The 12,350-nt window shown below is 52.9% G+C and carries 9 protein-coding genes and 3 pseudogenes; 7 read left to right on the top strand and 5 right to left on the bottom strand.

Annotated features, from left to right (window positions below):
* The first annotated feature begins 7 nt into the window (after positions 1 to 7).
* From nuoJ to GOB85_RS10225, 6 genes are read left to right on the top strand one after another with little or no spacing between them, the layout of a single operon-like run.
* The gene (nuoJ, locus tag GOB85_RS10250; RefSeq protein ID WP_173578191.1) at positions 8 to 505 is read left to right on the top strand and encodes an NADH-quinone oxidoreductase subunit J; all 498 of its coding nucleotides are present in this window, start codon (positions 8 to 10) and stop codon (positions 503 to 505) included.
* A 1-nt stretch (position 506) separates the two neighbouring features.
* On the top strand, positions 507 to 818 hold the full coding sequence (gene nuoK / locus GOB85_RS10245; protein ID WP_173578180.1) for an NADH-quinone oxidoreductase subunit NuoK: 312 nt from the start codon (positions 507 to 509) through the stop codon (positions 816 to 818).
* A 4-nt stretch (positions 819 to 822) separates the two neighbouring features.
* Positions 823 to 2,790, top strand: a complete 1,968-nt coding sequence (nuoL, locus tag GOB85_RS10240; protein WP_173578181.1) for an NADH-quinone oxidoreductase subunit L — start codon at positions 823 to 825, stop codon at positions 2,788 to 2,790.
* A complete protein-coding gene (locus GOB85_RS10235; protein WP_173578182.1) occupies positions 2,787 to 4,295 on the top strand; it encodes a complex I subunit 4 family protein in 1,509 nt (502 codons plus the stop codon). Before nuoL ends, GOB85_RS10235 begins: the two co-directional genes overlap by 4 nt.
* Complete coding sequence (locus GOB85_RS10230) at positions 4,292 to 5,794, top strand: NADH-quinone oxidoreductase subunit N (RefSeq protein WP_173578183.1); 1,503 nt, start codon at positions 4,292 to 4,294, stop codon at positions 5,792 to 5,794. Before GOB85_RS10235 ends, GOB85_RS10230 begins: the two co-directional genes overlap by 4 nt.
* A 49-nt stretch (positions 5,795 to 5,843) precedes the next feature.
* Positions 5,844 to 6,341 (top strand): CBS domain-containing protein, encoded by a 498-nt coding sequence (locus tag GOB85_RS10225; protein WP_173578184.1) that lies wholly within the window; start codon positions 5,844 to 5,846, stop codon positions 6,339 to 6,341.
* Positions 6,342 to 6,501: 160 nt separating this feature from the next.
* Here the strand turns inward: GOB85_RS10225 and GOB85_RS10220 are convergent.
* Together GOB85_RS10220 and GOB85_RS10215 are read right to left on the bottom strand one after the other, a co-directional pair.
* A pseudogene (locus tag GOB85_RS10220) lies at positions 6,502 to 7,257 on the bottom strand (IS5 family transposase).
* A gap of 139 nt (positions 7,258 to 7,396) precedes the next feature.
* A complete protein-coding gene (locus tag GOB85_RS10215) occupies positions 7,397 to 8,491 on the bottom strand; it encodes a branched-chain amino acid aminotransferase (protein WP_173578185.1) in 1,095 nt (364 codons plus the stop codon).
* 200 nt (positions 8,492 to 8,691) lie between these two features.
* Between GOB85_RS10215 and GOB85_RS10210 the strand changes: the two are divergent.
* Positions 8,692 to 9,174: pseudogene (locus GOB85_RS10210) on the top strand (transposase); the annotation flags it as partial.
* 133 nt (positions 9,175 to 9,307) lie between these two features.
* Here GOB85_RS10210 and GOB85_RS10205 read toward each other — a convergent pair.
* The 3 genes and pseudogenes from GOB85_RS10205 to GOB85_RS10195 all read right to left on the bottom strand — a co-directional run bounded on the left by GOB85_RS10205 (position 9,308) and on the right by GOB85_RS10195 (position 12,195).
* Positions 9,308 to 10,358 (bottom strand): annotated as a pseudogene (locus GOB85_RS10205) (transposase).
* 120 nt (positions 10,359 to 10,478) lie between these two features.
* Positions 10,479 to 11,450 carry an NAD-dependent epimerase/dehydratase family protein gene (locus GOB85_RS10200; RefSeq protein WP_173578186.1) on the bottom strand — a complete coding sequence of 324 codons (972 nt, stop codon included), beginning with the start codon at positions 11,448 to 11,450 and terminating at the stop codon, positions 10,479 to 10,481.
* Between the two features lie 343 nt (positions 11,451 to 11,793).
* Positions 11,794 to 12,195, bottom strand: coding sequence for a transposase (locus GOB85_RS10195; RefSeq protein ID WP_173578187.1), 402 nt, complete (start codon positions 12,193 to 12,195; stop codon positions 11,794 to 11,796).
* Between the last annotated feature and the right edge of the window lie 155 nt (positions 12,196 to 12,350).

Here is a 12,350-nt window from a genome sequence, read left to right as displayed (position 1 = left end):
CGCCGCCATGCATATCCTCGCCATTCTGTCCGCCAGTATTACAGTCGTCGGTGCCATTATGGTCATCACGCGGAGTATTGCTGTGCATGCTGTACTCTATCTTGTCGTAACGCTTTTGTCGCTTGCCAGCGTGCTCTCTCTCCTCGGCGCGCCATTTGCTGCTGCGCTTGACGTTATTATCTATGCTGGTGCTATCATGGTTCTTTTTGTTTTCGTTATCATGATGCTCAACCTGGGCCAGCCGGACAGCGATCGGGAGAAAGAATGGCTCAGGCCCCGCGCGTGGTTCGGACCGGCTGTGCTTGCTGCCGTTCTGTGCGGAGAGCTGTTTTTTGGTCTTCGTGACATGCCCGATGCTGGCCCCATCTCGATGATTACCCCGCGAGATGTCGGACTGATGCTGTTCGGTCCCTATGTGATGATGGTAGAACTGGTTTCTTTTCTGCTTCTGGCTGGTCTTGTAACGGCTTTTCATATCGGACGATATCGGATGGAGGACCGCTGACATGCCTGTCTTTTCCTTCAATGATGCATTGCTGGTGGCCGTTCTGCTCTTTGCGACAGGTCTGACCGGTGTGCTCGTTCGACGCAATCTTCTGTTCATGCTGATGTCGCTCGATATCATGCTGAATGCCGCGGCACTCGTCTTCGTCGCTGCGGGTGCGAGATGGCATGATGCGTCCGGGCAGGTGATGTTCCTGATGATCCTCGCTCTCGCTGCGACGGAAACGGCTGTCGGACTTGCCATTATTCTTCGGCTCCACGCCAGGGGGCGCCCGTCGCTTGATGCCGATACCGGCAATCTCCTGCGAGGATAAGAATATGCCGGAATTCCTGCTGCCTCTGATTGTTCTCAGTCCGTTTTCCGCAGCGATTATTCTGTTTCTGTCAGCGGGGCGGATGCCTGCGCGTTATGTGGGTCTTCTGGCGACCGGATCTGTCGGACTTTCTGCTATCATCAGCGTCATTCTGGCTGTTCTTTTGTTGTCCGCGCCGTCGGCGGAGCCAATCCGCGTCACGCTCTGGGAGTGGATGCATACACCGGTATTTTCGGCACATATCGCGTTTGAACTTGATCCACTTTCTCTGGTTATGATTCTGGTTGTTACTGTAATCGGATTTCTGATTCATCTCTACGCTGTCGATTATATGAGAGGTGATCCTGGCATTGCGCGCTTCTTCGGCAGCATGACTCTTTTCATCGCCGCCATGCTTGTGCTGGTGCTCTCCTCCGACCTTCTCTGCCTGTTCATCGGCTGGGAAGGCGTGGGCCTCTGTTCTTATCTTCTCATTGGATTCTGGTACACAAACCCCGCCAATACGGCTGCTGCCCGCAAGGCCTTCTACATCACGCGGATCGGAGACGCTGCGATGCTTTGTGGTCTACTCCTTCTGGCCGCCACCGTTGGCACGCTTCAGATCGACACGCTTACGGAAGCCGTTACAGCAGGTCAGATCACGCCAACGGCAGTCACGGGGACCGCACTGTTTCTGCTTGTCGGAGCACTCGCCAAATCAGCACAGATTCCATTTCAGACATGGCTCCCCGATGCCATGGCGGGTCCTACACCGACGTCTGCCCTCATTCATGCCGCGACAATGGTAACGGCGGGTGTCTATCTGATTGCGCGACTGCACATTCTGTTTACTGCCGCCACAGTTGCTATGACTGTCATGGCGGTGATTGGAACGCTCACGCTTCTTATGGCAGCCTGCAGCGCCCTGGTGCAGGCCGATCTCAAGCGTATCCTTGCCTGGTCCACGATCAGTCAGTTGGGCTATATGTTTCTCGCCCTTGGAACCGGTGTATGGCAGGCGGCACTCTTTCATTTAATGACACATGCCTTTTTCAAAGCGCTGCTGTTCCTGACTGCCGGCGCTATTATCGAACGCGTCCATCATGAGCAGAATATTTTTCGCATGGGCGGCCTGCTTCGTACCATGCCTGGCATCGCGGGTTCATTTCTGGCAGGAGCTTCCGCTCTGGCCGGCCTGCCTCTCATCACTGCCGGTTTCTATAGTAAGGAACTGATTCTTTCGAGCGTCTGGCACGCCAATTTTCCTATCTCTTCCAGGTTTAGTCTCTCCGGACATGTGCTGTGGGCTATCGCTGTCGTGGGTGCTTTCCTGACATCACTCTACATTTTCCGCTGCTTTTTCATTGTCTTTTTCGGACCATTAAAAAAGGATGCATCCGGCCACACGCCACTCCTCATGGCCATCCCGCTTGCCTGCATCTCCTTCCTTTCCGTGTTCGGAGGAGTTGTGGAAATACCCGACACGCTTGCACCCGTTCATCTATTCACACAGATGCTTAATCCATCAGGATTTTTTACTCACACTGAAGATCCGGCCTGGCTTCTCTATGCCGGCGCGGCAGCGCCGCTCGTCGGTCTTTCTGTAGCCTGGCTACTGTGGGGACGGACCAGTTCTGTCATTCAGGAAATTCCCGGACAAACGATCATCATCAGGCTTACTGAAAGCGGCTGGGGATTTGATATACTGTATGATTTCGTTCTCGTTCGGCCTTTTCGCTTTCTCAACTGGCTCGGCAGGCACGATATCCTCGACCGCATGAGCAGCGGTGCTGCCAGCGCGACACGCCGCACGAATGCTTTCCTGGTACGGTTCAGAACCGGCATTCTCAGTTATGTATCCGAAAGGACGATTGTGATGACCCGTGAAGGCAATGTTCTCCTCGCACGGATGCAGAACGGTCGCGTCCGCTGGTATGCAGCCTGGATCGTTACCGGTCTCTGTGTGGCTCTGGCCTCTGCGGTGCTGTCATGAGTCCGCTTCCGGCTCTCGTCCTTGTTCCTGCTCTGGGAGGAGCCATTGCGTGGCTTGTCGACCGCCCTCGATTTGTAGGTGCGCGTAAAATAACGGATGCATCATGGCGCGTTACTCTCATGGCCCTTGTTCTGGAAACATTGATTCTTGTACTGGCGACGTTCAGGCGGCCAGCTCATCCGGGACCATGGCTGGATCATTTTACCGCGCCCTGGATTCCTTCAATGGGGATCTCGATCCGGCTCGATATGGATGGTCTGTCGCTGTCTCTGCTATGGCTGACTATCATTCTGTCATTTCCCTGTGTTCTCCTCGCGACGCGACAGATCAGGGTTAATGCCGGCGCATTCCATTTCCTGCTTCTCGCTACGATAACTGGCATTATCGGAACATTTCTTGCCACCGATCTGTTTCTGTTTTTCTTTTTCTGGGAACTGATGCTGGTCCCGATGTTTGTTCTGATTTCAGCCTGGGGTCATGAAGGCAGACATCGGGCCGCAATAAAGTTCTTCCTCTTTACCCAGGGAAGTGGGCTGCTCATGCTTTTGTCCATCCTTGGACTCGTTGTTGCACATTTTCATGAGACCGGTGTTCTGACCTTCGATTACTTTACTCTCGCTGCCACGAGGCTGTCTCCATCTCTCTCCATGGTGCTGATGCTGGGATTCTTCATAGCTTTTGCTGTGAAGCTTCCTGTTGTGCCGGTGCATGTCTGGTTGCCTGATGCCCATACGCAGGCTCCGACGGCTGGCAGCGTTCTGCTCGCAGGAATCCTTCTGAAAACCGGTGGTTACGGGATGATTCGTTTTAATATCATGCTATTTCCGGAGGCTGCGGAACGCTTCGCCCCGATCGCCATGGCTCTGGGTGTTGCCGGTATCCTTTACGGTGCATGGATGTCCTGCGCGCAGAACGACGTTAAACGCCTGATAGCCTATAGTAGTATCAGTCATCTTGGCTTCGTGTTGCTCGGCATCTTCAGCGGGTCACGAACCGGAATGCAGGGGGCGATCATTCAGATGATCGCTCATGGTCTCAGCACAGGCGCACTTTTTCTCATTGCCGGATCAATTCAGGATCGTCTGCACACACGGGATATGCACCAGATCGGGGGGCTATGGACCTCCATGCCACGTCTTTCCGGAGCAGGTCTGTTTTTTGCGGTCGCCTCACTTGGAATGCCTGGACTGGGGAATTTTGCGGGAGAATTTCTTGTCCTGATTGCGACCTGGCATGTCAGTCCGGCTGCTGCCGTCCTTACCACTGCAGGTCTGGTACTCGCCGCCATTTACTCACTGAGAATGGTGAACCGGATTTTTCTTGCACCGGAGCGTGCAGACCAGCAGCCTGTGACGGATTTCCCGGCGAGACACATGATTATTCTGGGTAGCATCATGATTTTCCTTGTCGTGCTGGGTCTTTATCCGCAGCCTTTCATGACATTTTCCACGCCCTCTCCACTCTCCATCACAGCCGAACCAGACAAAGTGGAGAGCCCTCCATGATCGCTCATGATCTCTTTGTTCCATCACCACTGCTCGTTCTCTCGTCCGGAACGATGCTCATGCTTGTTTCCATCGCCTGGCGACGATCCATTACGCTTAGTCTCTCGATTGGCCTTCTTACCTTGCTGCTTGCGCTTGCCGGGACAGATCATCATCTGACGACAGGTCAGCATGGCGTAGCGACACTCTTCATCCAGGACCGCTGGGCAGACTATACGACCGCGCTGATCCTGCTCTCCTCTATCTGTATCCTTGGCCTGTCCTGGCGAAATCTGTTACACGATACAGCGCATCCGACAGATGAATATCCTCTGCTTCTTTTGCTTGGCACGCTTGGCGCGACTTCCATGGTTTTCAGTGCGAACTACATTCCTTTTTTTCTCGGGCTGGAAATCCTGGGAATTTCCCTGATTGGCCTTGTCGCCGCACGTCATCATCACCTCACTGCATCAAGTGAAGCCTCGATGAAGTATCTCATTTTGTCCGGTATTTCTTCCGCAATTCTTCTTTTTGGTATCGGACTGGCTTACGCCGCAACCGGTTCTCTTTACTTTTCTCCCCCGGTTGCGACAGACGGTATCAGCCACGGAATACCTATAGCTGCCGCAACCATGATTCTTGTCGGAATTTTCTTCAAACTCTCAGCTGTTCCGTTCCACATGTGGATTCCGGATGTTATGGAAGGTGCCTCCACCCCGGTTGCAGCTTTCATAGCAGTTGTATCAAAAATCGCGATTTTTTCTTCTCTTGTCCGGTATTTCAGTGCGGGAGAGATGCAACCTTTTCTGAATGACACGATGACTGCCGTCATCATTCTGACTATCCTGGGAGGCAACCTTCTGGCTCTGCGGCAGACCAGTCTCACCCGTCTCATGGCATGTTCATCCATCGCTCATGTGGGTTATCTCCTGATGGCTTTTCTTTCACCTGGTCAGCTTCAGTCCGGCGCTATAGTAGTCTATCTGGCTGCCTATACTGCGAGCACTCTTGGTGTCTTTTCTGTCATTAGCGCACTCGCGGCAAATGGCGATACTGACGGAACCAGTATTGCAGACTGGAAAGGACTCTTCTTTTCTCATCCCTTTCTCGCCGTCATAATGTCACTCATGCTTCTCTCGCTTGCCGGTATTCCGCCCGGGATTGGATTTTTTGCAAAATTTGAAATTGCAGCAGCAAGTGTCGAACGTCAGCGCGATCTTCTTCTTGCTGCTTTGGTCATCGGAAGTGTCATCGGATTATATTATTACCTGAATGTCATACGCACCATGATGACACCGGACATTGTTCAAATTGTTACATATAACAGGAAGAATTATCCGGAACTCACGGGTCTGGCGCTCGTTCTCACAATAATTGTTATTGTTGGCGGCCTTTTCCCTGCCAGGCTGATCCGTCCGATTCTTCCCGCGCCTGTCACGATTATACCTCGCTCAGCGAACACAATCGCACCAGACATCGACACAGCTATGAGATATGCCATTCACGACATTTCTCCATGAAACAGTTTGGTGACCCTCCCTCCATCATTACACAGAAAGGATTTTTCCCATGTCTTCTCAGGTGTTTCATATCCTGGCCCGAAAGGGGCGTGTGGTCATCACAGTGAGAGAGGACGATCCGGTCCTGTCCGTCGCCGATACACTGATCAGGCACAATATCGGTGGCGTGCCAGTCGTCGATTCAGACGGCAAGCTCGCTGGACTTATCTCAGAAAGAGTTATCGTCAGTGCCTTGTCTAAACGAGGCAAGGACATCTCTTCTCTGGTTGCAAAGGACATTATGCTGACGGGCATACCGACTGCCACGTCAGATGACAGTATTTACGATGTTGCCTGCCGGATGACTTATTCCCGTAGCCGTCATGTACCGGTTCTTGAAGATGGTAAACTAACCGGTCTGGTTAGCATTGGAGATATCGTAAAACTACGTGCTGAAAATGCGGAACATGAGGCACAGGAATTACAGGACTACGTGACGGGAAGTGACCATGCCTCTGTCCTGCCTTCCTATGACCAGAAGGCAGAGAAAGAATGTGTCATCACTTAAAAAATATCGGGTTATAAAATCCTGCTCGAAAGCGCCTTAATGGAACCGTTTTTATAAAGTGGCTTTCCGAGCATAGGAGAAGGTGCGAATACAATTATCCGGAAAGTTGATTTCCGGCAAATTCTCCACCTTCTGTTGGGTTCAGAGCCTGCTTCGAAAGTTATTCAGCACTACACTGCCTTGCGGTTCTGCGGGTGAGCATGCGGATTGAGGCGATCAAAGTCCAGGCGGCGGACGAGGCAATGGATTTTTCCCGATCTCTGGCGAGCTGTCTGCAGCGACCGGGCCATGCGAAGGTTCGTTCCACAACCTGCCGGCGGGGCAAAACCTCGAACCTCCTGGCAGTATCCGAACACCTGATGATCTCACAATAATCCATTCGCCCGTGCCGACGAGGGCAGAGCGCAATGTGTCGCCTGCGTAGCCGCTCATCGGCAAAGATATGCCGGAAGGCCACGGAAAGCGCCTGCCTATCGCTGCCAGCACATCGACGGCACCGTCGCGATCCTGAATGTCAGCGGTATGGATACGGAGGAAGATCAGGAAGCCGCAAGTATCCGGTCAGGATATGTCGCTTGTGCCCTTTGACCCTCCTGCCTGCGTCATAGCCCGAAATCTGGCTGTCAATATCACTCCCGCACTGAGAGAGGCTTCGCTCCCCTGGATTTCCCGCAGGTTCATGACCAGCATCGTGTTCATCGCTTCGAACAGACCGGCATCACGCCACGCGTAAAAAGCAGCGTCGAACGGTCGATACCGGTGGAAAATATTTCGGGAGGAGACACCATGCACGCCAACTTGACGCAATATAAAGTATCGCATTCACGACCTCGCGCATATCTGTCGTCCGGGGACGGTCGCCCCGTTTTGCCAGAGGCACGAATGCCTCCACCAGTGCCCACTCAGCGTCCGTCATGTCCGATGGATATCGCAGCCCCTCCCGGCTATGCTCGCGTCGGGCAATACCAGTTTATGTCACCATTCACTCCATCTCTTCGCAAAGACGAATGAATCACAACATCCTCGTATTGCTCAAAAACTTTCGAATCAGGCTCTCAGATCACCCGATGAACCCAGTTATGGCTGTCTGGGACACGGCCACGCTGGGTGCCAAGCAAGGCAGTCCGCAGCGCTCCGGTCACTTGGCCGGCGCTTGTGCCACTACCGATCTTAACTTCTCCTTCGCGAGTTTTCACCGTGCCGATCGGCGAGATGGCAGCGGCGGTCCCGCAGGCGAAAGCCTCGGTAAGATGGCCTGATTTTGCATCTTCGAGCCATTGGTCGATGGCATAGGGCTCTTCACGAACTGTAAGGCCGTTTTCACTGGCTATGGTCAGAATTGAGTCACGCGTGATACCCGGCAGGATAGTTCCTGTGAGCGGAGGTGTGGCGATGGAACCGTCTTCAAACACAAAGAAAATATTCATGCCGCCCATTTCCTCGACAAAACGATGTTTGACGGCGTCGAGAAACACAACCTGATCGCAGCCATTGTATTTGGCTTCGGCCTGAGCAAGGAGGCTGCCAGCATAGTTGCCTCCGCATTTGGCGGCGCCTGTGCCGCCCGGGGCTGCACGGGTGTAGGTCTCAGATACCCAGACGGTCACCGCTCCGCTGCTAAAATAGGCGCCAACGGGCGCCCCGATGACGAGAAAAATATATTCGGAGGCTGGCTTCACGCCGAGAAAGGCATCATTCGCGAACATAAAAGGGCGAATATAGAGGCTGGCATTCTCACCTTCAGGCACCCAATCCTGATCAGCTTTAACAAATAGATCAACCGCTTCGATGAACAGTTTGGCGGGAAGTTGTGGCATGGCCATGCGTTCGGCCGATTTCTGAAAGCGTTGCGCGTTGGCTTCCGGACGGAAGATGGCAATGCCGCCTTCGCTGGTGCGGAAGGCCTTCAAACCTTCAAAGATTTCCTGAGCATAATGCAGGACGGCAGCAGATGGATCGAGCGTGAGCGGGCCGCGGGGCATAACCTGAGCGTCATACCAGCCTTTGCCTTCCTTGTAGCGAATCATGACCATGTGATCGGTGGCAACACGCCCGAATGATGGATTAGCCATCAGTTCCGCCCGCTTTTCCGGCGAGGTCGGATCTGGATGTGGAAGGTGGGTAAACGTCAGGTCTTCGGCGCTACTCACGGCCTCTTTCTCCTCGATATTTTTCCCCATGAACGGGGGTTTGTTCGGTCGGTAGTTGACCTCAAAATGGTGTATTGAGCAATCCGGGAGAAAAAATCTCTGGTAACCTGTCGTGTTGGCGCTCCGGGATCATAACGCCGAGGCCGGTAAGATGAACGAGGAGATTCCGAATGAAAGTAAGCCGATATACTGAAGCGTAGATCCTCGAGATCCTGTGTCAGGCCGAAGGTGGGATGCTGGTAGCCAAGTTGTGCCGGGCGCACGGCATGAGCAGAGCGGCGTTTTACAAATGGCGTGCGAAGTATGGTGGGATGGATGCCTCGCTGGTCAGCCAGATGAAGGCCATGGAGATGAGAATCCTCGGCTGAAGCGGATGTATGCGGACCTCAGCATGCCGGCCGACCTGCTGAAGGAGAGGCTCGGAAAAAATGACGCGCCCATCTCAACGGCGCGAGATGGCCAGGAACGCGGTGGCGCAACACCAAGTCAGCAAGAGTTGTGACCGCTACAGCCCAAAGCTGAAGGACGAGAATGAGAAGATTTCCGATCTGCTCGTTGGGCTGACCAAGACCCGAAAGACCTGGGGCTTTGGCCTGTGTTTTTTGCATTTGCGCAACGTGAAGGGCCATCCATGGAACCACAAGCGCGTCTATCGCATCTATTGCGTGCTGGAACTGAACCTGGAGGGATCGAAGAACCGTTGATTGAAGGCATTGTGTCCTGATTTTGGACTGCAACGAGCAGGTATTGATGGTTCTGGGTGATGACTTTCGCTCTGCATCTGGGGCAGAGCGGGGGGCATTGTGCCCTGGTTTTCTACGCGGCGGCGCTGATCCGCTCCAGGAATAGAAAGCGGCGCATGTTGCAGACGATATTGGCCAGCCCGATCCTCATGGTGGCACGGGCAATGCCCACTGTCCGGACAAACAGTCCCGTCTGTGATTGCTGATCAGCAAAGGCATGCCCGACACGGGACCGGACGACGGATTTTCCGGCATTTGATCTCTGGATATGCCGCGGCATAGGCTTGAGATGCGGCTTTTTCCTGTGAACCTTTGAGACAAAGCCATGCTTTTCCATGAAGGCTTCATTGGCTTTTGACCGACAGGCCGTATCGGCCCAGACATCAGACGCGGTATTGCTGCGGTCGAGCTGCCCTTCTCTCAATCTCGCACCATTGCTGGCCGCTGCATCTGTCGCTTTCCACTTCCGGATCAACCGGAACTTCCGGTCGATGGAAATATGCGATCTATAGCCACAGAACGGGATGGCGAGCTCCGTTGACGGGATCGTTCCATCATCCTGCCGCTTCGCTTTGGTGAGCTTCAGCGTCCATCGCGCATGCCTGTCCCTGTGCGACACTTTTACCGGCCTGTCTTTCCAGTCTTCGGGAATACGCCCTGCCCGGAGATCCGCCTTTTCCCCATTGGTATTGCGCTGCTTTGGAGGCGCCACCAGGGTTGCGTCCAGGATCTGGCCTGACTTCGGCCGATAACCGGCATTCCGCAGTATGGCATCGAAGCGGTCGAACAGTCTTTCAATCGCGCCAGCCTGCGTCAGACGCTCACGAAACAGTCAGATCGTTTTGGCATCGGGCACCCGATCCGACAGGCCCAGACCAGGGAAACGCATAAAAGACAGGCGGTCGTTGATCAGGTATTCCGTCCGTTCGTCGGAGAGATTGTTCAGCGTCCGGATCAAAGGGCGGACGGCCGCTTTTGCTTCCATTCGCATAGGCCAGAGCCTTGTCCAGATCAGGTCGAAACACTTCAAAACCCACAGTCCGGGAAAATGCTTCAAGCTGATCGCCAAGACCACTCAGGCGAGACAGACGCTCTTCAACGTCAAAGAAACCGGGCCGTTTCATACCGCCATTCCTCCAATCAGAACCGGAAAAATGGAATCACAGAGTGTGCCTCAAAACCAAGGGGTTTTTAGAACCCTACAGATTTAAAAACGGAAAACAACATACAATAGAATTATAAATTCATGTATATTTACAACCCAGAAACCACCCTGAAAAACGATTTATTCCTTCTTCCAGAGTAATTTTTGGCTTCCAGCCCACAAGTTGTTCAATTGCATCAATGGATGCCCATGTTGTCTCTACATCCGCAGCAGGCCGCGACGTCACGGAAACAGATGCTTTGCGGTTCAGGAACCTCTCTAAGAGAGTAACAAGATGCAAAACTGCCTCAGGGGAACTGTTGCCAACATTCAGAATTCGGGACCGATCAGAAGGAGGAGGGACAGCCAATATCTTCAATACAGCGTCAACAACGTCATCAATGTAAGTAAAGTCACGGGCAAGATCTTTACCTTCGTATAAAGTAAGTGTCTCACCTCGCATAATTGCCCGGGCAAATTTAAAATACGCCATATCAGGCCTGCCCCATGGTCCGTATACCGTAAAGAACCGCAAACCCGTTTGTGGGAGACCATAAAGATGCTGATAACAATCCGACATTAGTTCAGCAGCGCGCTTTGAGGCGGCATATACCGACCCGGGACGATCCACCCTGTCACTTTCGCGAAAAGGTAACTCTGCATTACGGCCATAGACTGACGAAGAAGACGCGTAGATCAGATGCCTGAGATTAACCAGTTTTTTAGCGAATTCCAATATTGCAACATGGCCTTTAATATTAGTATTAATGAAATCAATAGGCGCTTCCATCGAGTGCCGTACACCAGCCTGCGCTGCAAAATGCAGCACAATCGTCACATCATTCAACTGGCGACTACTAAACAAGCTAATCAGATCAATATATTCAAAATCAACTTCTTTAAAGATAAAGTTTTTTTTTGAAATCAATCTGGAAAGACGCTCTTTTTTTAAAAAAACATCATAATAACTATTTAAATTATCAATTCCAATGACATCATGATCTTGCTCTAGCAATGCCTGACAGACTCTTGCTCCTATAAAGCCAGCAGCGCCAGTTACTAAAATACTCACTCCGGCTCCCCGTCATTGCAACCATTATAAACACCAGACAGGACAACCTGCTACACGCGTTCCGTAAACTAGTCCAATAATCCGTCGAGCCCTGAGTGCCCTTTTGGAAAAGGCCGGTAACGCCGAAATGAGCACGGAGAAGGACCTCCACATTAACACGGGAATGGTGGAAATCCGCTACTTTCTGATGCTATGTGCGCGCTCAGTAAGGCCGATTTGGCGTCAGATGGCGAATTTCCTAACCGTCTCTGAAAGTCTCTCCAGGATCATATTGTTGTTTGGCAGAGCTTTCTGCCCATCAGCCTCACGGAAGCCCTGTTGATAAAAGCGAGTGCGCTTCGGTTCAGGCATTCCCGGTCTTCGACAATGGTTGAGCTACGCAATGCTTCTCTCGACGATCCAGCACCTGGGGAGCACGATGAACTTGCCGACGTCGGTACCGCCTTACGATCTCCACGTTGATCCGGCGGCAGACGGTCGCCATTCCCTGCTGGAACTTCGGGCCTTGGTAGCCGCCGTCGGCATAGAGTTTCACCAGAAATGGAAACAGGCCGAACATCGTGCTCATCAGCATCACGCCGCCATCGCGATCCTGAATATCTGCCGCATAGATGATGGCGCTCATCAGCAAATCTTGCGTGTCTACGATGATATGACGCCTCCTGCCTTGATCTTCCTCACGGCGCCGTAGCCTGACGGATTGATGCGCCTCCCCTTTTTTCGGTGCTTCGGACGCTCTGGCCACTTATGATCGGCGGTGGTCGGGATGGCTTGCCGTCTGGCAATCTCCTAGAGCATAATCCGATCAGTCTGGTTCATATCCGGCGGCGGTGAAGCACGCTGCGGCCTGGCGATGAGAGATATCGTCAATTGCTCCACAGACGGTATCTTGAAGAGCGT

Source organism: Acetobacter fallax (assembly GCF_011516735.1).
Taxonomy (GTDB): domain Bacteria; phylum Pseudomonadota; class Alphaproteobacteria; order Acetobacterales; family Acetobacteraceae; genus Acetobacter; species Acetobacter fallax.
Note: the sequence above shows the minus strand (reverse complement) of the source record. Positions and strands in the feature narration are given on the sequence as shown.